Annotated in this window: 18 protein-coding genes; 16 read left to right on the plus strand and 2 right to left on the minus strand. The window is 69.5% G+C overall.

The features are described 5' to 3' along the window. Positions 1–3 precede the first annotated feature (3 nt). The 14 genes from OHT77_RS32495 (at position 4) to OHT77_RS32560 (ending at position 16,189) form a co-directional block, all read left to right on the plus strand. Positions 4–1,998, plus strand: a complete 1,995-nt coding sequence (locus OHT77_RS32495) for a peptidoglycan D,D-transpeptidase FtsI family protein (protein ID WP_328831970.1) — start codon at positions 4–6, stop codon at positions 1,996–1,998. A 161-nt stretch (positions 1,999–2,159) separates the two neighbouring features. Further along, the gene (locus tag OHT77_RS32500) at positions 2,160–3,680 is read left to right on the plus strand and encodes a UDP-N-acetylmuramoyl-L-alanyl-D-glutamate--2,6-diaminopimelate ligase (RefSeq protein WP_328831971.1); all 1,521 of its coding nucleotides are present in this window, start codon (positions 2,160–2,162) and stop codon (positions 3,678–3,680) included. Positions 3,681–3,684: 4 nt separating this feature from the next. Continuing rightward, positions 3,685–5,100 carry a UDP-N-acetylmuramoyl-tripeptide--D-alanyl-D-alanine ligase gene (locus tag OHT77_RS32505; protein ID WP_328831972.1) on the plus strand — a complete coding sequence of 472 codons (1,416 nt, stop codon included), beginning with the start codon at positions 3,685–3,687 and terminating at the stop codon, positions 5,098–5,100. After that, positions 5,097–6,170 (plus strand): phospho-N-acetylmuramoyl-pentapeptide-transferase, encoded by a 1,074-nt coding sequence (gene mraY / locus OHT77_RS32510; RefSeq protein WP_262059888.1) that lies wholly within the window; start codon positions 5,097–5,099, stop codon positions 6,168–6,170. Before OHT77_RS32505 ends, mraY begins: the two co-directional genes overlap by 4 nt. Further along, entirely contained in the window at positions 6,152–7,585 is a 1,434-nt protein-coding gene (murD, locus tag OHT77_RS32515; protein WP_328831974.1) for a UDP-N-acetylmuramoyl-L-alanine--D-glutamate ligase, read from the plus strand. The genes mraY and murD overlap by 19 nt, the downstream gene beginning before the upstream one ends. Before the next feature lie 21 nt (positions 7,586–7,606). Beyond that, complete coding sequence (ftsW, locus tag OHT77_RS32520) at positions 7,607–8,974, plus strand: putative lipid II flippase FtsW (protein ID WP_328831975.1); 1,368 nt, start codon at positions 7,607–7,609, stop codon at positions 8,972–8,974. Positions 8,975–8,980: 6 nt separating this feature from the next. Then, positions 8,981–10,072, plus strand: coding sequence for an undecaprenyldiphospho-muramoylpentapeptide beta-N-acetylglucosaminyltransferase (gene murG, locus OHT77_RS32525; protein WP_033284460.1), 1,092 nt, complete (start codon positions 8,981–8,983; stop codon positions 10,070–10,072). 25 nt (positions 10,073–10,097) lie between these two features. Next, on the plus strand, positions 10,098–10,892 hold the full coding sequence (locus OHT77_RS32530) for a cell division protein FtsQ/DivIB (protein WP_328831976.1): 795 nt from the start codon (positions 10,098–10,100) through the stop codon (positions 10,890–10,892). A gap of 277 nt (positions 10,893–11,169) precedes the next feature. Next, a complete protein-coding gene (gene ftsZ / locus OHT77_RS32535; RefSeq protein WP_328831977.1) occupies positions 11,170–12,357 on the plus strand; it encodes a cell division protein FtsZ in 1,188 nt (395 codons plus the stop codon). Then, positions 12,354–13,082 (plus strand): peptidoglycan editing factor PgeF, encoded by a 729-nt coding sequence (gene pgeF / locus OHT77_RS32540; protein ID WP_328831978.1) that lies wholly within the window; start codon positions 12,354–12,356, stop codon positions 13,080–13,082. Before ftsZ ends, pgeF begins: the two co-directional genes overlap by 4 nt. Before the next feature lie 6 nt (positions 13,083–13,088). Next, the gene (locus tag OHT77_RS32545) at positions 13,089–13,808 is read left to right on the plus strand and encodes a YggS family pyridoxal phosphate-dependent enzyme (RefSeq protein WP_328831980.1); all 720 of its coding nucleotides are present in this window, start codon (positions 13,089–13,091) and stop codon (positions 13,806–13,808) included. Between the two features lie 128 nt (positions 13,809–13,936). Then, positions 13,937–14,578 (plus strand): cell division protein SepF, encoded by a 642-nt coding sequence (locus OHT77_RS32550; RefSeq protein ID WP_266767779.1) that lies wholly within the window; start codon positions 13,937–13,939, stop codon positions 14,576–14,578. 50 nt (positions 14,579–14,628) lie between these two features. After that, positions 14,629–14,919 carry a YggT family protein gene (locus tag OHT77_RS32555; protein WP_266767777.1) on the plus strand — a complete coding sequence of 97 codons (291 nt, stop codon included), beginning with the start codon at positions 14,629–14,631 and terminating at the stop codon, positions 14,917–14,919. A 52-nt stretch (positions 14,920–14,971) separates the two neighbouring features. After that, the gene (locus OHT77_RS32560; RefSeq protein ID WP_328831981.1) at positions 14,972–16,189 is read left to right on the plus strand and encodes a DivIVA domain-containing protein; all 1,218 of its coding nucleotides are present in this window, start codon (positions 14,972–14,974) and stop codon (positions 16,187–16,189) included. A gap of 202 nt (positions 16,190–16,391) precedes the next feature. Here OHT77_RS32560 and ileS read toward each other — a convergent pair whose 3' ends face one another. Together ileS and OHT77_RS32570 are read right to left on the minus strand one after the other, a co-directional pair. Next, positions 16,392–19,529 (minus strand): isoleucine--tRNA ligase, encoded by a 3,138-nt coding sequence (gene ileS, locus OHT77_RS32565; protein ID WP_328831982.1) that lies wholly within the window; start codon positions 19,527–19,529, stop codon positions 16,392–16,394. Positions 19,530–20,107: 578 nt separating this feature from the next. Beyond that, positions 20,108–20,590: a hypothetical protein gene (locus tag OHT77_RS32570; RefSeq protein ID WP_328831984.1), complete on the minus strand. Its 483-nt coding sequence runs from the start codon at positions 20,588–20,590 to the stop codon at positions 20,108–20,110. Here OHT77_RS32570 and OHT77_RS32575 point away from each other — a divergent pair. Next, entirely contained in the window at positions 20,577–21,233 is a 657-nt protein-coding gene (locus OHT77_RS32575) for a TraR/DksA family transcriptional regulator (protein WP_328831985.1), read from the plus strand. The two genes, OHT77_RS32570 and OHT77_RS32575, sit on opposite strands and share 14 nt — an antisense overlap. Positions 21,234–21,294: 61 nt before the next feature. Then, complete coding sequence (gene lspA / locus OHT77_RS32580) at positions 21,295–21,873, plus strand: signal peptidase II (protein ID WP_328831986.1); 579 nt, start codon at positions 21,295–21,297, stop codon at positions 21,871–21,873. Positions 21,874–21,907: the final 34 nt, after the last annotated feature.

The following is a 21,907-nucleotide window of genomic DNA, read 5'->3' on the forward strand; positions in this document are numbered from 1 at the left end:
GAAGTGTCCGACAGGGAACCGCCGCGCCGCCGAGTGCCAGGACCGGCCAGGCCCGAACGGCCGGAAGGGGGCGGCACCCCCCGGCGCCGCCCGGGCCCCGGCGCCCGTCCGGCCCGCCGCCCGGCAGCGCCCCCGCCCTCGGCGCACTCCTCCGGCCGCCCCGGGGGCCCGCGCTCCCTCCGGCTCGGCAGCCCCCGCCCCCGGCTGCGCATGATCAGCCTGGCGCTGACCCTCGTCCTGATCGCCTTTGTCGTACGGCTGTTGCAGGTGCAGGCGGTCGACGCGAGCGCGTACGCCGCGAAGGCCGCGCAGAACCGGTACGTCGACTACGTCCTGGCCGCCGAGCGCGGCGAGATCACCGACCGCTCCGGGGTCGCGCTCGCGACCAGCGTCGACGCGTACACGATCACCGCGGACCCGACGCTGTTCACCCGCAAGCAGCTGAAGATCGACGACGGGCCCGAGCAGGCCGCCGCCCTCCTCGCCCCGATCCTCGGCGTGGACCAGGCCTCCCTCGTCAAGAAGCTCAGGCCCGCGAACAAGAACCTGCGCTACGTGGTGCTCGCCAACCGGCAGACCCCGCAGGTCTGGAAGCAGATCAAGGACCTGAAGAGCGCGCTCACCACCAAGTCCTCGACCGACCCGACCACGGTCAATGTCATCGCCGGTGTGCTCGCCGTCCCCACCACCAAGCGTGTGTACCCGAACGGCGATCTCGCCGCCGGGATACTGGGCTGGGTCAACGCCGACGGCAAGGGCGGCGGCGGGGTCGAGCAGCAGCTGAACAAGGACCTCACGGGCAAGGACGGCAAGGTCCGCTACGCCCAGTCCGGCGGCGTCCAGGTGCCGACCGCGGGCTCCACGGAGACGCCGGCGGTGCCGGGTTCCGACGTCGAGCTGACGATCGACCGCGACATCCAGTGGGCCGCGCAGAACGCCATCACCGAGCAGGTGAAGAAGTCCAAGGCGGACCGCGGGTACGTGATAGTGCAGGACACCCGCACCGGCGAGATCCTCGCCATGGCCAACGCGCCCGGCTTCGACCCGAACGACCTCGCGCAGGCCAACGCGGCCTCCCTGGGCAACGCGGCCCTCCAGGACGCCTACGAGCCCGGCTCCACCGCCAAGGTCATGACGATGGCCGCCGTGCTCCAGGAGAACGCGGCCACCCCGCTGACGCATGTCGTCGTGCCGAACCGGCTGCACCGGGGCGACCGGCTCTTCCAGGACGACGTGGACCACGCGACCTGGAACCTGACCCTCAACGGCGTGCTGGCCAAGTCCAGCAACATCGGCACCATCGAGGCGGCCGGCCAGCTCGGCAAGACACAGCCGCAGGCCAACGAGGTCCTCTACTCGTATCTGCGCAAGTTCGGCATCGGCAGCTACAGCGGGCTGAACTTCCCCGGCGAGACCAAGGGCATCCTCGCGCCCGCCTCCAAGTGGTCGACCTCGCAGCAGTACACGATTCCTTTCGGCCAGGGCATGTCCCTCAACGCCCTCCAGGCGGCCTCCGTGTACTCGACGGTCGCCAACGGCGGGGTCCGGATCGAGCCCACCCTGGTGCGCGGCACGAAGGGGCCCGACGGCCGCTTCACGCCCGCGGCGACGCCCAAGAAGACCCGGGTCATCAGTGCGAAGACGGCGAAGACCCTCGCCCAGATGCTGGAGTCCGTGGTGGACGACGAGCAGGGCACGGGCGGTAAGGCCGCCATTCCGGGGTACCGGGTGGCGGGCAAGACCGGCACCGCCAACCGCGTGGATCCGGCCACCGGCAAGTACAAGGGCTACACCTCGTCGTTCGCCGGGTTCGCGCCCGCCGACAACCCCCGCATCACCGTCTACTGCGCGATCCAGAACGCCACCAGCGGAAGCTACTTCGGCGGTCAGATCTGCGGACCGATCTACAAGCAGGTGATGGAGTTCGCCCTCAAGTCCCTCCAGGTCCCGCCCACCGGGGCCAAGGCCGCGAATCTGCCCGTGACCTTCACGCCCTGATCAGCGCAACAGCCAGGAACCGATCCGTGACCATGATCACCTCCCAGTCCGGGAACCAGGGCGAGCCCCGCCCCTCACTTCGCTCCGGGGCCGGTGTGCCCGGTACGCTCACCGCCGTGCCACCCGCCGATCAGTCCCAAACCCCCCAGAAGGGCGTATCCGTGACATACCCGGGGCCGCCCAGGCCGGCGCAGCTCTCCGCCACATCCCTCGCGGAACTCGCCGACGAACTGGGCGCCGCCGCGCCGACGACGAGCGCCGAGGTCACGGGCATCACCCATGACTCGCGCGCCGTCCGCCCCGGCGACCTGTACGCCGCGCTGCCCGGCGCCCGCCTGCACGGCGCCGACTTCGTCACCCAGGCGGCCGGCCTCGGTGCCGTCGCCGTCCTGACGGACCCGGCCGGCGCCGACCGCGCGGCCGCAACAGGCCTGCCCGTCCTGGTCGTAGAGGATCCGCGCGGGCAGATGGGCGAGCTGGCGGCCACGATCTACGGCCACCCCGGCCGCGATCTGCTCCAGATCGGGATCACCGGCACCTCCGGCAAGACCACGACGGCGTACCTCGTGGAGGGCGGCCTGAAAACCGTCCGGTCCACCGGTCTGATCGGCACGGTCGAGACGCGCATCGGCGACGAGCGCATCAAGTCGGAGCGCACCACCCCCGAAGCCACCGATCTCCAGGCCCTGTTCGCGGTCATGCTGGAGCGCGGGGTCGACGCGGTCGCGATGGAGGTCTCCAGCCACGCGCTGGTCCTCGGCCGGGTCGACGCGTGCGTCTTCGACATCGCCGTCTTCACCAACCTCAGCCCGGAACACATGGAGTTCCACTCGGGCATGGAGGACTACTTCCAGGCCAAGGCGCAGCTGTTCACCCCGCTGCGCAGCCGCCAGGCAGTGGTCAACCTCGACGACGAGTACGGCCGCAGGCTCGCCGCCGAGGCCACGGTCCCCGTGACCACCTACTCCGCCGAGGGCCACCCGGACGCCGACTGGCGCGCCGAGGACGTCGAAGTCGGCCCGATGGACTCGACGTTCACCGCGGTCGGCCCCAAGGGCGAACTGATCACGGCCCGTTCGCCGCTCGCCGGCTCCTTCAACGTGGCCAACACCCTCGCCGCGATCGCCGCCCTCGCCACCGCGGGCCTCGACCCGCAGCTCGCCGCCGACGGCATCGCCGCGGTACCGGGCGTGCCGGGACGGCTGGAGCGCGTGGACGCCGGGCAGCCGTATCTCGCGGTCGTCGACTACGCCCACAAGACGGACGCCGTCGAATCGGTTCTCCGCGCGCTGCGCAAGGTCACCGAGGGCAAGGTGCACGTCGTGCTCGGCTGCGGCGGGGACCGCGACAGGACCAAGCGCGAGCCGATGGGCGCCGCGGTGGCCCGGCTCGCCGACACCGCCGTACTGACATCGGACAACCCCCGCTCCGAGGACCCCCTCGCGATCCTGGCGACGATGCTCCAGGGCGCCGCCTCGGTGCCCGCGCACGAGCGCGGCGAGGTCCAGGTCTTCGAGGACCGGGCCGCCGCCATCGCCGCCGCCGTCGCCCGCGCACAGCCGGGCGACACCGTGCTGGTCGCGGGCAAGGGCCACGAGCAGGGCCAGGACATCGCCGGAGTGGTCCGTCCCTTCGACGACCGCCAGGTGCTTCGCGAAGCTATCCAGAAGACCCAGGGATGAACTTGTGATCGCCCTCTCCCTCGCCGAGATCGCAGAAGTCGTCGGCGGGCAGACGCACGACATACCGGATCCGTCCGTCCAGGTCACCGGCCCGGTGGTCCGCGACTCCAGGGAAGTGCAACCAGGCAGCCTCTTCGTCGCCTTCGTCGGCGAGCGCGTCGACGGCCACGACTACGCGGAAGCGGTCGTACAGGCGGGCGCGGTGGCCCTGTTGGCGTCCCGCCCGGTCGGCGTCCCCGCGATCGTCGTGGACGACGTCCAGAGCGCCCTGGGCGCCCTCGCCCGCCATGTCGTACGACGGCTCGGCACCACGCTCGTGGCCCTCACCGGGTCGGCGGGCAAGACCAGCACCAAGGACCTCATCGCGCAGGTGCTCTCGCGCAAGGCGCCCACGGTGTTCACGCCGGGATCGTTCAACAACGAGATCGGGCTGCCGCTGACCGCGCTGAGCGCCACCGCCGAGACGAGATTCCTCGTCCTGGAGATGGGCGCCCGCGGCATCGGTCACATCCGCTATCTCACGGATCTGACGCCCCCGAAGATCGGCCTCGTCCTCAACGTCGGCACCGCCCACATCGGCGAGTTCGGCGGCCGCGAGCAGATCGCGCAGGCAAAGGGCGAACTCGTAGAAGCGCTCCCTTCGGCTGAAGACGGCGGCGCCGCGATCCTCAACGCGGACGATCCGCTCGTACGGGCCATGGCGTCCCGTACGAAGGCGAAGGTGATCCTTTTCGGAGAGTCCGGCGAAGCGGACGTTCGGGCCGAGAACGTGAGACTCACGGACAGCGGACAGCCCGCCTTCAGCCTTCACACACCCTCCGGGTGCAGCGAAGTGACCATGCGCCTGTACGGTGAGCACCACGTGTCGAACGCGCTCGCCGCGGCCGCCGTCGCCCATGAGCTGGGCATGTCCGCAGACGAGATCGCCACCGCGCTCTCCGAGGCGGGCTCCCTCTCCCGCTGGCGGATGGAGGTCACCGAGCGACCGGACGGCGTGACCATCGTCAACGACGCCTACAACGCGAACCCCGAGTCCATGCGAGCCGCTTTGCGCGCGCTCGCGGCCATGGGCAAGGGACGCAGGACGTGGGCGGTGCTCGGCAAGATGGCCGAGCTCGGGGACGAGGCGCTCGCCGAGCACGACGCGGTCGGACGGCTGGCCGTCCGGCTCAATGTCGGCAAGCTCGTCGCGGTCGGGGGCAGGGAAGCGTCCTGGCTGCAACTGGGCGCATATAACGAGGGTTCGTGGGGTGAGGAGTCGGTGCACGTGTCCGACGCACAGGCGGCGGTCGACCTGTTGCGCAGCGAGTTGCGCCCGGGAGACGTCGTTCTCGTGAAGGCGTCCCGGTCGGTCGGGCTCGAGAGCGTGGCGCAGGCGCTCATCGAGACCGGTGCCGAGGGTGAGGTTGCCGCCCGATGATGAAGCAGATCCTGTTCTCAGGAGTCATCGGCCTGTTCCTGACCCTGGTGGGCACCCCGCTGCTGATCAAGCTGCTGGCCCGCAAGGGCTACGGCCAGTACATCCGTGACGACGGCCCGCGCGAGCACGCCAGCAAGCGCGGTACGCCGACGATGGGCGGTATCGCGTTCATCTTCGCGACGGTCGCCGCCTACTTCCTGTCCAAGGTCATCACCGGCTACACGCCGACCTATTCGGGTCTGCTCGTGCTCGGTCTGATGGTGGGCATGGGCCTGGTCGGCTTCCTGGACGACTACATCAAGATCGTCAAGCGCCGTTCGCTCGGCCTGCGGGCCAAGGCGAAGATGGCCGGCCAGCTGATCGTCGGCATCAGCTTCGCGGTGCTCGCCCTGCAGTTCCAGGACGCCCGCGGCAACACCCCGGCCTCGACGAAGCTGTCGTTCATCACGGACTTCGGCTGGAAGATCGGCCCGATCCTGTTCGTGATCTGGGCGCTGTTCATGATCCTCGCGATGTCGAACGGCGTGAACCTGACGGACGGTCTGGACGGCCTCGCCACCGGCGCCTCCGTGCTGGTCTTCGGCGCCTACACCTTCATCGGGGTCTGGCAGTTCCAGGAGTCCTGCGCCAACGCGACGACCCTGACCAACCCGAACGCCTGCTACGAGGTGCGCGATCCGCTCGACCTCGCGGTCATCGCCTCCGCGCTGATGGGCGCCTGCCTGGGCTTCCTGTGGTGGAACACCTCGCCGGCCAAGATCTTCATGGGGGACACCGGTTCGCTGGCCCTCGGCGGTGTGCTGACGGGTCTGGCGATCCTCTCCCGCACCGAGCTGCTGGTCGCCATCATGGGTGGTCTCTTCGTCCTCATCACGATGTCGGTGGTCATCCAGGTCGGCTCGTTCAAGCTCACCGGCAAGCGGGTCTTCCGAATGGCCCCGCTCCAGCACCACTTCGAACTCAAGGGCTGGTCCGAAGTGCTCGTGGTGGTCCGCTTCTGGATCATCCAGGGCATCTGCGTGATCGTCGGCCTGGGCCTCTTCTACGCGGGATGGGCAGCGGAAAAGTGACCTATGGGCAGGGGCTCTCCTTCGAGGGCAAGCACGTCACCGTCGCCGGACTCGGGGTCTCCGGGATCCCGGCCGCCAAGGTCCTGCACGGCCTCGGCGCGCTCGTCACGGTCGTCAACGACGGCGCCGACGAGCGCTCCAGGGCCCAGGCCGCGGAGCTGGAGGCGCTCGGCATCACCGTGCGCCTCGGCGACGGAGCGACCCTGCCCGACGGCACCGAACTGATCGTCACCACCCCCGGCTGGCAGCCCGGCAAGCAGCTGTTCACGGCGGCCCGTGAGGCGGGCGTTCCGGTCTGGGGGGACGTGGAGCTGGCCTGGCGCCTGCGCGGCCCCGGGGCGGCCCCCTGGCTGGCCGTCACCGGCACCAACGGCAAGACCACCACCGTCCAGATGCTCGCCTCCATCCTGAAGGCGGGCGGCCTGCGCACGGCGGCCGTCGGCAACATCGGCGTCTCGGTCCTGGACGCCGTCCTCGGGGACGAGGAGTACGACGTCCTCGCCGTCGAACTGTCGAGCTACCAGCTCCACTGGGCGCCCTCGCTGCGCGCCCACTCGGCCGCCGTCCTGAACCTGGCGCCCGATCACCTCGACTGGCACGGCTCCATGGAGGCGTACGCCGCCGACAAGGGCCGTATCTACGAAGGCAATCAGGTCGCCTGCGTCTACAACGTCGCCGACAAGGCCACCGAGGACCTCGTCCGCGAGGCCGACGTCGAAGAGGGCTGCCGGGCGATCGGGTTCACCCTCGGAAGCCCCGCGCCCTCCCAACTCGGCGTCGTGGACGGCATCCTGGTGGACCGTGCGTTCGTCGAGGACCGGCAGAAGAACGCGCAGGAACTCGCCGAGGTCGCGGACGTCAACCCGCCGGCCCCGCACAACATCGCCAACGCCCTTGCCGCAGCCGCCCTCGCGCGCGCCTTCGGGGTGCCCGCCAAGGCCGTACGGGACGGGCTGCGGGCCTTCACGCCCGACGCGCACCGCATCGCGCACGTGGCCGATGTGGACGGCGTCGCGTACATCGACGACTCCAAGGCCACCAACACCCATGCGGCGGAAGCCTCGTTGGCGGCCTACGAGTCGATCGTGTGGATCGCCGGCGGACTCGCCAAGGGTGCCACCTTCGACGAGTTGGTCGCCAAGTCGGCCAAGCACCTCCGGGGCGTCGTGCTCATCGGCGCCGATCGCGCGCTGATCCGCGAAGCCCTCGCGCGACACGCGCCGGAAGTACCCGTCGTCGACCTCGACCGGACCGACACTGGGGCGATGCTCGCGGCTGTCCAGGAGGCACAGCGACTCGCCGCCGCCGGCGACACGGTGCTTCTGGCCCCGGCCTGCGCCTCCATGGACATGTTCGCCAACTACACCAAGCGCGGTGACGCGTTCGCCCAGGCGGTTCGCGGACTCGGCGCCTGACCGACGCAAGCGGAGGCGCTGATGCCCAGTAGCCGTACCGGCCGGCCGCCCGTGCAGCAGCGGCCCCCCAGACGTCCCGCCGCCGCCAGGACCGTACGCGACAACCCCGTACGACGGCTCTACGCCAACGCCCGCCGGGCCTGGGACCGGCCGCTGACCGCCTACTACCTGATCGCCGGCGGCAGCGTGTTGATCACCGTGCTCGGTCTGGTGATGGTCTACTCGGCCTCCCAGATCACGGCGCTCCAACTCTCCCTGCCCGGCTCGTACTTCTTCCGCAAGCAGTTCCTCGCGGCCTGTATCGGCGGGGTCCTGGCGCTGGCCGCCTCGCGGATGCCGGTCAAGCTGCACCGGGCGCTGGCCTATCCGATCCTCGCGGGCGCCGTCTTCATGATGGCGCTGGTGCAGCTGCCGGGGATAGGGATGTCGGTCAACGGCAACCGGAACTGGATCTCGCTCGGCGGCTCCTTCCAGATCCAGCCCAGCGAGTTCGGCAAGCTGGCCCTCGTGCTGTGGGGTGCCGACCTGCTCGCCCGCAAGCAGGACAAGGCGATGCTGTCCCAGTGGAAGCACATGCTGGTGCCGCTGGTGCCGGTCGCGTTCATGCTGCTCGGACTGATCATGCTCGGCGGCGACATGGGCACCGCGATCATCCTCACCGCGATCCTGTTCGGCCTGCTCTGGCTGGCCGGCGCACCGACCCGGCTCTTCGTCGGTGTGCTGTCGATCGCGGCCGCGATCGGTGTGATCCTCATCAAGACCAGCCCCAACCGCATGGCCCGGCTCGCCTGCATCGGCGCCACCGAGCCGAAGACCGGGGTCGCCGACTGCTGGCAGGCCGTGCACGGGATCTACGCGCTCGCGTCCGGCGGGATCTTCGGCTCCGGGCTCGGGGCGAGTGTGGAGAAATGGGGTCAACTCCCCGAGGCCCACACCGACTTCATCTTCGCCGTCACCGGTGAGGAACTGGGTCTGGCGGGCACACTGTCGGTGCTCGCCCTCTTCGCGGCTCTAGGCTATGCGGGTATCCGCGTGGCCGGACGCACGGAGGACCCCTTCGTGAGGTATGCCGCGGGAGGCGTGACCACCTGGATCACCGCTCAGGCGGTGATCAACATCGGTGCGGTGCTCGGCCTGCTGCCGATCGCCGGCGTCCCGCTCCCGCTGTTCTCCTACGGGGGTTCCGCCCTGCTGCCGACCATGTTCGCCATCGGGTTGCTGATCGCCTTCGCGCGCGACGACCCCGCTGCGCGGGCGGCGCTTGCGATGCGGCAACCCCGCTTTGGTAGAAAGCGGGGGGCCAGGGGTACCGGTTCCGGCCAACGGCCCCGGAGATGGAACACGATGAGACGGCGTGCCTCGGCGGCGCGTTCGTCCGGAGAGCGGTGAATTTCGGTGCATGTCGTACTCGCCGGTGGGGGGACCGCCGGCCACATCGAGCCGGCGCTCGCCCTCGCGGATGCCCTGCGCAGGCAGGACCCCACCGTGGGGATCACGGCCCTGGGCACGGAGCGCGGCCTTGAGACCCGTCTCGTACCCGAACGGGGCTACGAACTCGCGCTGATCCCCGCCGTACCGCTGCCGCGCAAGCCCACCCCGGAACTGATCACCGTGCCGGGCCGGCTGCGCGGCACGATCAAGGCCGCCGAGCAGATCCTGGAGCGCACCAAGGCGGACTGCGTCGTGGGCTTCGGCGGCTATGTGGCACTGCCCGGCTATCTCGCGGCCAAGCGCCTCGGGGTGCCGATCGTGATCCACGAGGCCAACGCCAGGCCCGGGTTGGCCAACAAGATCGGCTCGCGCTACGCGGCCCGGGTCGCCGTCTCGACCCCGGACAGCAAGCTGCGGGACGCCCGCTACATCGGCATCCCGCTGCGCCGCACGATCGCCACCCTGGACCGCGCGGCCGTACGGCCCGAGGCCCGGGCCGCGTTCGGCCTCGACCCGAACCTGCCGACGCTGCTGGTCTCCGGCGGCTCGCAGGGCGCCCGGCACCTCAACGAGGTGGTCGAGCGGGTCGCGCCGTACCTCCAACAGGCCGGAATCCAGATCCTGCACGCGGTCGGCCCGAAGAACGAACTGCCGCAGGTGCACCAGATGCCGGGGATGCCCCCCTACATCCCGGTACCGTACGTGGACCGGATGGACCTCGCGTACGCCGCGGCCGACATGATGCTCTGCCGCGCGGGCGCGATGACCGTCGCCGAACTCTCCGCCGTCGGACTCCCGGCCGCCTACGTCCCGCTGCCCATCGGCAACGGCGAACAGCGGCTGAACGCCCAGCCGGTGGTCAAGGCCGGCGGCGGACTCCTGGTCGACGACGCGGAACTGACGCCCGAGTGGGTCCAGGGCAACGTCCTGCCCGTGCTCGCCGACCCGCACCGGCTGTACGAGATGTCGCGCGCGGCAAGCGAGTTCGGCCGCCGCGACGCCGACGACCTGCTCGTCGGCATGGTGTACGAGGCGATCGCCTCGCGGCACCGTTAGTCCTATGTGAGAGAGGCAGGGGAGCGTGGCCGGACCGAGCACCGCCGAGCGCGGTGAACGCCAACAGGAGTTGTCCGGCCCGCCCCTTGTCCGGCGCCTGGGACGAAGGCGTCTTCGTCTGATTGTCGTACTTGCCCTCGCCGCAGTCGTGTTGGGCGCCCTCACGGTCTGGCTGCTCTACGGCTCGCAGTGGCTGCGGGTCGAGAAGGTGTCGGTCTCCGGGACCGAGGTCCTGACGCCGGAACAGGTGCGCGAAGCCGCCGACGTTCCGGTCGGCGGACCGCTCATCTCTGTCGACACGGATGCGATCGAAGCCCGACTCCGCAGTAAATTGCCCCGAATTGACGCGGTTGACGTAGTCCGTTCCTGGCCTCACGGAATCGGGCTGAAAGTGACCGAACGCGTCCCGGTCCTGGTCGAGAAAAAGGGCGGAAACTTCGTCGAAGTGGACGACCAGGGCGTGCGATTCGCCACTGTTTCCACACCGCCGAAGTCCATCCCCACCCTCGAATTGGCGCTCTCGCAATCGGGTTCGTCCGCGGCCGGCCTGCGCCGCTTCGGCGAGACCCGGCTCATCCGCGAGGCGGTCCGCGTCGCGGGTGACATTCCGGCCGCGGTCGCCCGCACCACACAGGTCGTCAAGGTCCGTTCCTACGACGACATCTCGCTGGAGTTGACCGGCGGCCGGACCGTCTCTTGGGGAAGCGGTGACAAGGGCGCCGCGAAGGCGCGTACGCTCACCGCTCTCATGAAAGCAGCTTCCGGCGCCCGGCACTTCGACGTCAGCGTTCCCACCGCCCCTGCGTCAGCCGGGAGTTGACGCACATTCGCGCAGGCCAGCACCCTGGTTGGGCAGCGCTACGGCTGATCACATAGGGTGAAAAGAAAAACGGGAGGTTCGGCGTGTTCGTTGAACGTGCGCCACTTGTCGACTTAGTGTCCTGTTCAGAAGACTTCAAGGAACGGACACACTGGTAACCCTAAACTTCAACGTTAGGGTTCGGGTCGGCGCTACGGACCGTCCCATTCGGCATCCGTCGTCGGGTCGCGGAACACCGCGATCGACGACACGTAACTCGAGGCGAGAGGCCTTCGACGTGGCAGCACCGCAGAACTACCTCGCAGTCATCAAAGTCATCGGTGTCGGCGGCGGTGGTGTCAATGCCATCAACCGGATGATCGAGGTCGGTCTCAAGGGCGTCGAGTTCATCGCCATCAACACCGACGCGCAGGCGCTGTTGATGAGCGACGCTGACGTCAAACTCGACGTCGGCCGCGAACTCACCCGCGGACTCGGCGCCGGCGCCAACCCGGCCGTCGGCCGCAAGGCCGCCGAGGATCACCGTGAGGAGATCGAGGAGGTCCTCAAGGGGGCCGACATGGTCTTCGTGACGGCCGGCGAGGGTGGCGGCACCGGCACCGGCGGCGCCCCCGTCGTCGCCAACATCGCGCGCTCCCTCGGCGCCCTCACGATCGGCGTGGTCACCCGCCCGTTCACCTTCGAGGGACGGCGCCGGGCGAACCAGGCGGAGGACGGCATCGCCGAGCTCCGCGAAGAGGTCGACACCCTCATCGTCATCCCGAACGACCGGCTGCTGTCCATCTCGGACCGCCAGGTCTCGGTCCTCGACGCCTTCAAGTCGGCGGACCAGGTCCTGCTCTCCGGTGTGCAGGGCATCACCGATCTCATCACCACGCCCGGCCTGATCAACCTCGACTTCGCGGACGTCAAGTCCGTGATGTCCGAGGCCGGTTCGGCCCTCATGGGCATCGGCTCGGCCCGCGGCGACGACCGCGCGGTGGCGGCGGCCGAGATGGCGATCTCCTCGCCGCTCCTCGAAGCCTCCATCGACGGCGCCCGCGGCGTCCTGCTCTCCATCTCCGGCGGCTCCGACCTCGGCCTGTTCGAGATCAACGAAGCGGCCCAGCTGGTCAGCGAGGCCGCCCACCCCGAGGCCAACATCATCTTCGGCGCCGTCATCGACGACGCCCTCGGTGACGAGGTCCGGGTCACGGTCATCGCGGCCGGCTTCGACGGCGGCCAGCCGCCGACCCGCCGCGAGACGGGCACGAGTTCGTCCTCGGCCCGCCGCGACGAGCCGACCCCGGTACGGCAGGAGAGCCGTCCGTCCTTCGGCTCGCTCGGCAGCGTCAAGCCCAAGGAGGAGCCGGAGCCGACTCCGGAGCCGGTCGCCGACCTCCCGGTCGCCCCGCCGGTCCCGCCGTCGCGGACCTACTCGGACAGTGCTGCCGAGGAGCTGGACGTACCGGACTTCCTGAAGTGATAGGACAGTTCGACACCGTGAGCGGCGCGCACTTCGCCTTCACCGACAGGTGGGGCGGGGTGAGCGCCGTTCCGTACGAGGAGCTCAATCTCGGCGGCGCGGTCGGCGACGACCCCGACGCCGTGCGTACCAATCGCGAACTGGCCGCCAAGTCAATGGGGTTGGACCCCGGCCTGGTGGTCTGGATGAACCAGGTGCACGGGGCCGACGTAGCGGTCGTCGAGGAACCCTGGGGCGACTCGGACATCCCCTCCGTCGACGCGCTCGTCACCGCCCGGCGCGGTCTCGCCCTCGCCGTGCTGACCGCCGACTGCACTCCGGTCCTGCTCGCCGACCCGGTCGCCGGGATCGCGGGCGCGGCCCACGCCGGACGCCCGGGCATGGTCGCCGGGGTCGTCCCCGCCGCCGTACGGGCCATGGTCGAACTCGGCGCCGATCCCGCCCGGATCGTCGCCCGCACCGGACCCGCCGTCTGCGGCCGGTGCTACGAAGTGCCCGCCGAGATGCGCGCCGACGTCGCCGCGGTGGAACCGGCGGCGCACGCCGAGACGAGTTGGGGCACTCCCGCGGTCGACGTGACCGCCGGCGCACTCGCGCAGCTCGACCGGCTCGGGGTGCGCGACCGGGAGCAGTCGCCGGTGTGCACCCGTGAATCGGACGACCACTTCTCGTACCGCCGCGACCGGACCACCGGGCGGCTGGCGAGCTATGTCTGGCTGGACTGACGGGACATGACGGACCGTAGGGACGAACTCGCCGCAAATCTGGCGAAAGTCGAGGAGCGCATCACCGCCGCCTGTGCGGCGGCCGGGCGCAAGCGTGAAGAAGTGACCCTGATCGTGGTCACGAAGACCTATCCGGCGAGCGATGTGCGGATGCTGGCCGAACTCGGTGTGCGTCATGTCGCCGAGAACCGGGGCCAGGACGCCGCCCCGAAGGCCGCCGAATGTGCGGATCTGGCGCTGAGTTGGCACTTCGTCGGTCAGTTGCAGACCAACAAGGTGCGATCCGTGGTCGGTTACGCCGATGTCGTGCAGTCGGTCGACCGGGCCCGGCTCGTCACCGCGCTGTCGAAGGAGGCCGAGCGGACCGGACGCCAACTGGGCTGTCTCATCCAGGTCGCGCTCGACGCCGGAGTGAGCGGGCGGGGCGAGCGGGGTGGCGTGGCGCCGGGCGGCATCGGGGAGTTGGCCGATCTCGTCGCGGCGGCGCCGGGGTTGCGGCTCGACGGGTTGATGACCGTCGCTCCGCTCACCGGGGAGTACGCCGGACGCCAACTGGAGGCGTTCGGGCGGTTGATGGATTTGTCGACTGACCTGCGCCGAGCCCATCCGGCTGCGAACATGGTGTCTGCAGGGATGAGTGCGGACCTCGAACAGGCCGTGGCAGCCGGAGCGACACATGTGCGCGTCGGCACTGCGGTACTCGGCGTGCGCCCCAGGCTCGGGTAACGTCGCCAGGAAGTCGGACCACAGCAGAAAATATGGTCAATGCCGCCGAAGGCGGGCGTAACGACCTCGTGGATCGCGGGCACTTGGCAGTCGTCAGCCGATCCACCACAGAGCGGAGGACTCAGAGCATGGCCGGCGCGATGCGCAAGATGGCGGTCTACCTCGGCCTCGTGGAGGACGATGGGTACGACGGCCGGGGTTTCGACCCCGATGACGACTTCGAACCCGAACTGGACCCGGAGCCCGAGCGGGACCGTCGACGGCATGAGCCGTCACACCAGTCACACAGCCCGCATCAGTCCCAAAGGGACGAACCGGTACGAGTGGTGCAGCCTCCGGCGCCTCGTGACCCGGTGTCCCATTCCGCTTCCCTGGGTACGGAATCAGGACGTCCGGCGCGTATCGCGCCCGTGGCATCCATCACACAAGAACGCCAGTCCCTGGAGAAGAACGCACCGGTGATCATGCCCAAGGTCGTGTCGGAACGAGAGCCTTACCGGATCACCACACTTCACCCCCGGACCTACAACGAGGCCCGTACCATCGGGGAACACTTCCGTGAAGGCACTCCGGTGATCATGAATCTGACTGAGATGGATGACACAGACGCGAAGCGACTTGTCGACTTTGCGGCCGGTTTGGTGTTTGGTCTTCACGGCAGCATCGAGCGGGTGACGCAGAAGGTGTTCCTGTTGTCGCCTGCTAACGTCGATGTCACGGCGGAGGACAAGGCCCGCATCGCAGAGGGCGGGTTCTTCAATCAGAGCTGAGACAGACAGCCGCTAGGAAGCACGGAACAGGGGAGAGGGAAAGACAGGCCATGAGCGTGTTCGCGCAGGTGATCTACGTCGCGCTGATGGTGTTCCTCATCGTGCTCATCTTCCGGTTGGTCATGGACTACGTCTTCCAGTTCGCCCGCTCATGGCAACCCGGCAAGGCGATGGTGGTCGTTCTGGAGGCCGCCTACACTGTCACCGATCCACCGTTGAAGCTTCTACGGCGGTTCATCCCGCCGTTGCGTCTCGGGGGCGTGGCGCTCGACCTGTCCTTCTTCGTCCTGATGATCATCGTCTACATCTTGATCTCTATCGTGGGCAATCTCGCGAGGTGACAGTGGACGATACGGTCTTGCCGACTGCCGATGACTACGTTGAGGTGAAGAGATGCCGTTGACCCCCGAGGACGTGCGGAACAAGCAGTTCACGACCGTCCGCCTCCGAGAAGGCTATGACGAGGACGAGGTCGATGCCTTCCTCGACGAGGTCGAAGCCGAACTGACCCGCCTGTTGCGGGAGAACGAGGATCTGCGCGCCAAGCTGGCCGCCGCCACGCGCGCGGCCGCGCAGAACCAACAGAACATGCGCAAGCCCCCCGAACAGGACCAGCAGCAGGGCGGCATGCAGCAAGGCGGCATGCAGCAGCAGGGGATGCCCCAGCAGGGCATGCCCCCGCAAGGCATGCGCGGTCCGGGCGCCCCGGTGCCCGCCGGCATATCGGGCCCGCCGCAGCAGCAGATGGGCGGCCCCATGGGCGGCCCGCCCCAGCTGCCGAGCGGTGCCCCGCAGCTGCCCGCCGGCCCCGGTGGCCAGGGCGGCCCGCAGGGTCAGGGTCCGATGGGCCAGGGCCCCATGGGTCAGGGTCCGATGGGCCAGGGCGGCCCGATGCAGGGTCAGATGCAGCAGATGGGCCAGGGCCCGATGCAGGGTCAGCCCCAGATGCAGCAGCAGATGGGCGGCCCCATGGGCGGTCCTATGGGTGGCGGCATGCCGCAGCAGGGCCCCGGTGGCGACAGTGCCGCCCGTGTCCTCTCGCTGGCTCAGCAGACCGCCGACCAGGCGATCGCCGAGGCCCGTTCCGAGGCCAACAAGATTGTCGGTGAGGCCCGTTCGCGCGCCGAGGGTCTCGAGCGTGACGCCCGTGCCAAGGCCGACGCCCTGGAGCGGGACGCGCAGGAGAAGCACCGCGTCGCGATGGGCTCCCTGGAGTCCGCCCGCGCCACGCTGGAGCGCAAGGTCGAGGACCTGCGCGGCTTCGAGCGCGAGTACCGCACGCGTCTGAAGTCCTACCTCGAGTCCCAGCTGCGTCAGTTGGAGACCCAGGCCGACGACTCGCTGGCCCCGCCGCGCACTCCGGCGACCGCGTCGCTTCCGCCGTCCCCGGCGCCTTCCATGGCCCCGGCCGGCGCGAGCGCCCCGTCGTACGGCGGCGGCAACCAGGGCATGGGCGGCCCGCCGCCCGCCGGTCCGTCCTACGGCGGCCAGCAGCAGATGTCCCCGGCCATGACCCAGCCGATGGCTCCGGTCCGGCCGCAGGGCCCGTCGCCGATGGGCCAGGCTCCCTCGCCGATGCGCGGGTTCCTGATCGACGAGGACGACAACTGACCGGCCTTTAGTACGCCTTTGGCGTCGGCAGCGTTCAGGGCGGGGCCCCGGATTTCGATCCGGGGCCCCGCCCTTTTTACGCGAGTTGAGTGCTGGTTCGCGTGAGTTGACCGTTGGCTCACGTGAGGCAGCCGCCGGTGGACGTGAGCAAAGGGCCCGGCCTCCACGAAGGAGGCCGGGCCCTTTGCCGTACCGGTGGTGCCTACGCCTTGTGCAGGCGGAACACCAGCGACAACCCCTCGTCCGTGAACGCCGGGCCGTAGCTGTCGTCCGCCTCGCCCTGGGCGAAGTCCGTGGCGAGAACCTCGTCGGCGATCAGGGACGCGTGCTCGGACAGCGCCGCGATGACCGCCGGGTCGGTGGACGTCCAGCGCAGGGCGATCCGGTCGGCGACGTCCAGGCCGCTGTTCTTGCGGGACTCCTGGATCAGCCGGATCGCGTCACGGGCCAGGCCCGCCTGCCGCAGCTCCTCGGTGATCTCCAGGTCGAGGGCGACCGTCGCACCCGAGTCGGAGGCCACGGACCAGCCCTCGCGCGGGGTCTCTGTGATGATCACCTCATCCGGAGCCAGCGTGATGGTCTCGCCGTCCACCTCGACGGTCGCCGTGCCCTCGCGCAGCGCCAGGGACAGCGCAGCCGCGTCCGCGTTCGACACCGCCTTCGCGACGTCCTGGACGCGCTTGCCGAACCGCTTGCCCAGGGCGCGGAAGTTGGCCTTCGCCGTGGTGTCGACCAGCGAGCCGCCGACCTCGCTCAGCGAGGCCAGGCCCTCGACGTTCAGCTCCTCCGTGATCTGCGCGTGCAGCTCCGGGTCCAGGGTGCCGAAGCCCGTGGCCGCGATCAGCGCGCGGGACAGCGGCTGACGCGTCTTGACGCCCGACTCCGCGCGCGTGGCCCGGCCCAGCTCCACCAGGCGCCGGACGAGGACCATCTGCTTCGACAGCTCGGGGTCGATGACGGAGAGGTCCGCCTCCGGCCACGAGGAGAGGTGGACCGACTCGGGGGCGTCCGGGGTCACCGGGACGACGAGGTCCTGCCAGACCCGCTCGGTGATGAACGGGGTCAGCGGGGCCATCAGCTGGGTGACCGTCTGGACGACCTCGTGCAGGGTGCGCAGCGCCGCCTTGTCGCCCTGCCAGAAGCGGCGGCGGGAGCGGCGGACGTACCAGTTCGACAGGTCGTCGACGAACGCCGACAGGAGCTTGCCGGCGCGCTGGGTGTCGTAGGACTCCAGAGCCTGTGTCACCTGGTCGGTGAGGGCGTGGAGTTCGGACAGCAGCCAGCGGTCCAGGACCGGGCGGTCGGCCGGGGCCGGGTCCGCCGCGCTGGGCGCCCAGTCGGACGTGCGGGCGTACAGGGCCTGGAAGGCGACCGTGTTCCAGTACGTCAGGAGGGTCTTGCGGACGACCTCCTGGATCGTGCCGTGACCCACGCGGCGTGCCGCCCAGGGGGAGCCGCCCGCGGCCATGAACCACCGCACCGCGTCCGCCCCGTGCTGGTCCATCAGCGGGATCGGCTGCAGGATGTTGCCCAGGTGCTTGGACATCTTGCGGCCGTCCTCGGCGAGGATGTGGCCGAGGCACACGACGTTCTCGTACGACGACTTGTCGAAGACCAGGGTGCCGATCGCCATCAGCGTGTAGAACCAGCCGCGGGTCTGGTCGATCGCCTCGGAGATGAACTGCGCCGGGTAGCGGCTCTCGAACAACTCCTTGTTCTTGTACGGGTATCCCCACTGCGCGAACGGCATCGAGCCCGAGTCGTACCAGGCGTCGATGACCTCGGGCACGCGCGTGGCCGTTTCCCCGCACTCGGGGCAGGCGAAGGTGACCGCGTCGATGAACGGGCGGTGCGGGTCGAGTTCTGACTGGTCGGTGCCCGTCAGCTCGGTCAGTTCCGCGCGGGAGCCCACCACGGTGAGGTGGTTGTCCTCGCAGCGCCAGATCGGGAGCGGGGTGCCCCAGTAGCGGCTGCGGGACAGCGCCCAGTCGATGTTGTTGTTCAGCCAGTCGCCGTACCGGCCGTGCTTGACCGTGTCCGGGAACCAGTTGGTGTTCTCGTTCTCCTCGAGGAGGCGGTCCTTGACGGCCGTGGTGCGGATGTACCAGGAGGGCTGCGCGTAGTACAGGAGCGCGGTGTGGCAGCGCCAGCAGTGCGGGTAACTGTGCTCGTACGGCACGTGCTTGAAGAGCAGGCCGCGTTCCTTGAGGTCCTCGGTGAGCTTTTCGTCGGCCTTCTTGAAGAAGACACCGCCCACGAGGGGGACGCTCTCCTCGAAGGTGCCGTTCGGGCGGACCGGGTTGACCACCGGGAGGCCGTACGCGCGGCAGACCTTGAGGTCGTCCTCGCCGAAGGCGGGGGACTGGTGGACCAGACCCGTACCGTCCTCGGTCGTCACGTACTCCGCGTTCACCACGTAGTGGGCGGGCTCCGGGAACTCCACGAGCTCGAACGGACGTTGATACGTCCAGCGCTCCATCTCGGCGCCGGTGAAGGACTCACCGGTGGTCTCCCAGCCCTCACCGAGGGCCTTGGTGAGCAGCGGCTCGGCGACGACGAGCTGCTCCTCGCCGTTCGTCGCGACGACGTAGGTGACCTCGGGGTGGGCGGCGACGGCCGTGTTGGACACCAGCGTCCAGGGGGTCGTCGTCCAGACCAGGAGTGCGGCACGGCCGGCCAGCGGACCGGAGGTGAGCGGGAAACGGACGTAGACGGAGGGGTCGACGACCGTCTCGTAGCCCTGAGCCAGCTCGTGGTCCGAGAGGCCCGTCTGGTCGCGGGGGCACCAGGGGGCGACGCGGTAGTCCTGGACCAGCAGGCCCTTGTTGAAGATCTCCTTGAGCGACCACCAGACCGACTCGATGTACTCGGGGTCCATCGTGCGGTACGCGTCGTCGAGGTCGACCCAGTAACCCATGCGGGTCGTCAGCTCGGTGAAGGCGTCGGTGTGCCGGGTCACGGAGTCGCGGCACCTGTCGTTGAACTCGGCGATGCCGTACGCCTCGATGTCCTGCTTGTCGGTGAAGCCCAGCTCCTTCTCGACCGCCAGCTCCACCGGGAGACCGTGGCAGTCCCAGCCGGCCTTGCGGCCCACGTGGTAGCCGCGCATGGTCCGGAAGCGGGGGAAGACGTCCTTGAAGACGCGCGCCTCGATGTGGTGGGCGCCCGGCATGCCGTTGGCCGTGGGCGGGCCCTCGTAGAACACCCACTCGGGGCGCCCCTCGGACTGGTCCAGGGTCTTGGCGAAGATCTTCTGCTCGCGCCAGAAGTCGAGCACGGCGTGCTCGAGCGCGGGCAGGTCGACCTGGGCGGGCACCTGGCGGTACGTCGGCGTTGTCATCAGCGAGCTTCCTCCGGCGGACTTTCTGCCTTCCGTCCGGAGGGACGAGAGCTACGACTTTCCGTACGCCGTGTGCGGCGCGCTCCCGCGGTACCACCCTCCTTGGCTCCCCGGTGCGTCCAGCGCACCAGTGAGCCCCCTCATTGGGGTCGCGATACCGGGTCTACCGGCCGCTGCTGGGAGGCTGCGGCTTTCTTCCGGCGGCTCCGGGGTGATCTTCACGTCGCGCTGGCCCCCGGGCTTCCACCGTCCCCGGGTCGCTCTGGGCTGCGTACGCCGCTACTCGTCCCCATCCACGCTTCTCGCTGCGCCCAGTGTACGGGGCCGCACCGACAGCGGCCGACCGGTTTTGCGAGGGCCCCGGCGGAACGCTTGAAGGCCCGTCGCCTGACTCGAATGGCGCTGAACACGCGTTCGACGTTCGGGGTGTCGGACTCGGCGGATTACCCGGCGGGGAGCTGGGCACAACGCATGCAGGCTCGTCGCGCGAGGCCAGGGGGGTGGACGAATCCGGCGGCGTGCCCCGTTGCCGCGGGACTCAAGTCGATTTATCGTCCCAGCACGATTCGCGTGCGCGATCACAAAATGTGAGAAGGGGCCGCGGCCATGGTGGCGAAGAAGACCGCAACGAAGAAGACCGCGGCGAAGAAGGCGGTCGCTACGAAGGCGGCTTCTTCGAAGAGGGCGACCGGGGAAGGGACCGAGAGACCGGGAGCCGCGCAGGGGGCGGCGGTCGGGAAGAGCGCGGCGAAATCCACGGCTACGAAGAAGGCGACGGCTACGGAGACGAAGACGGGGACGTCGGCTACGAAGACGGCGGCTACGAAGGTGGCTGCCGCTCCCAAGGCCACGGAGACCAAGAAGACGGCCGTGAAGAAGGCGGTCACCAAGAAGACCGTCGGCAAGAAAGCGGCCGTGAAGAAAACAGCCGTGAAGAAAACCGTCGCCCCGGAGAGCACGTCGGCGAAGAGCGCCCCTACGGAGAGCACCACCGGCGCGAAGAACGGTTCCACGAAGAGCACGGCGGGCACGAATAGCGCCACAGGCGTGACGAGCGCCACCGGTGCGAACAGCACCGCGGACACCAGAAGCACCGCAGGCACCGAACGCACCACGGCGACCAGGACCACCGCCGGCACGAAGAAGAGCACGACCGGCACGAAGAAGAGCGCGGCCAAGAAGGCGAAGGCGGGCGCGGCGCAGGCCGCGGAGCAGACGGGAGCCACGACGGTGGTTGCGAAGAAGACTCCTGGCACGGCCACGGCGGCGAAGAGGGCCGTTCCGAAGGCGCGGGTCGCGGTGGTGCCCGGTGAGCTCGCGGTGCGCCCCGGAGAGGACCCCTGGACACCGGAGGAGGTCGAGGAGGCCCGTACCGAGCTGCAGTCCGAGGCCGCGCGGCTGAGCGAGGAGATCACGTCCACCGAGCAGGCCCTCGCCGGTCTGATGCGGGACTCCGGGGACGGCGCGGGCGACGACGACGCCGACACCGGCACCAAGAACATCACGCGCGAGAGCGAGATGGCGCTGGCCGCCAACGCGCGCGAGATGCTGATCCAGACCGAGCGCGCCCTGGGGAAGCTGGACGCCGGCACCTACGGCCTGTGCGAGAACTGCGGCAACCCGATCGGCAAGGCCCGTATGCAGGCCTTCCCCCGGGCCACCCTGTGCGTCGAGTGCAAGCAGAAGCAGGAACGCCGGTACTGAAGCCCCCGACAGGTGTGCCGTACCCTCATCCTGAGTTAGGTACCTAGGCTGAGGGACTCACGTGGCAGAGGCGGAGCGCATCATCGGTACGCCGGATACCCCAGAGGCGGCGGGGGCCGAGCCGGAGCAGGGTGGCGCCGCGTCGCCCCCCAGGGGCAGGCGCCGGATCGCCGTGCTGTTCGCGGTGGCGGCATTCGCGTACACCCTCGACCTGGTCAGCAAGCTGCTCGTGGTCGCCAAGCTGGAGCACCACGCGCCGATCGAGGTCTTCGGGGACTGGCTGGAGTTCCACGCGATCCGCAACCCGGGTGCCGCCTTCGGGTTCGGCGCGGCCTTCACGGTCATCTTCACGATGATCGCGGCCGCCGTGATCGTGGTCATCGCCCGGCTGGCCCGCAAGCTCTACAGCCTGCCGTGGGCCATCGCGCTCGGCCTGCTGCTGGGCGGTGCGCTCGGCAACCTCACCGACCGGATCTTCCGCTCGCCCGGCATCTTCCAGGGCGAGGTCGTCGACTTCATCGCGCCCAAGGGGTTCGCCGTCTTCAACCTCGCCGACTCGGCGATCGTGTGCGGCGGCATCCTGATCGTGCTGCTCTCCTTCCGCGGCCTGGACCCGGACGGCACCGTCCACAAGGACTGACCGCACAGGCCGCTGTCCGGGCCGCAGCACGGGC

The sequence above is a fragment of the Streptomyces sp. NBC_00252 genome, from assembly GCF_036187565.1.
Classification (GTDB): domain Bacteria; phylum Actinomycetota; class Actinomycetes; order Streptomycetales; family Streptomycetaceae; genus Streptomyces.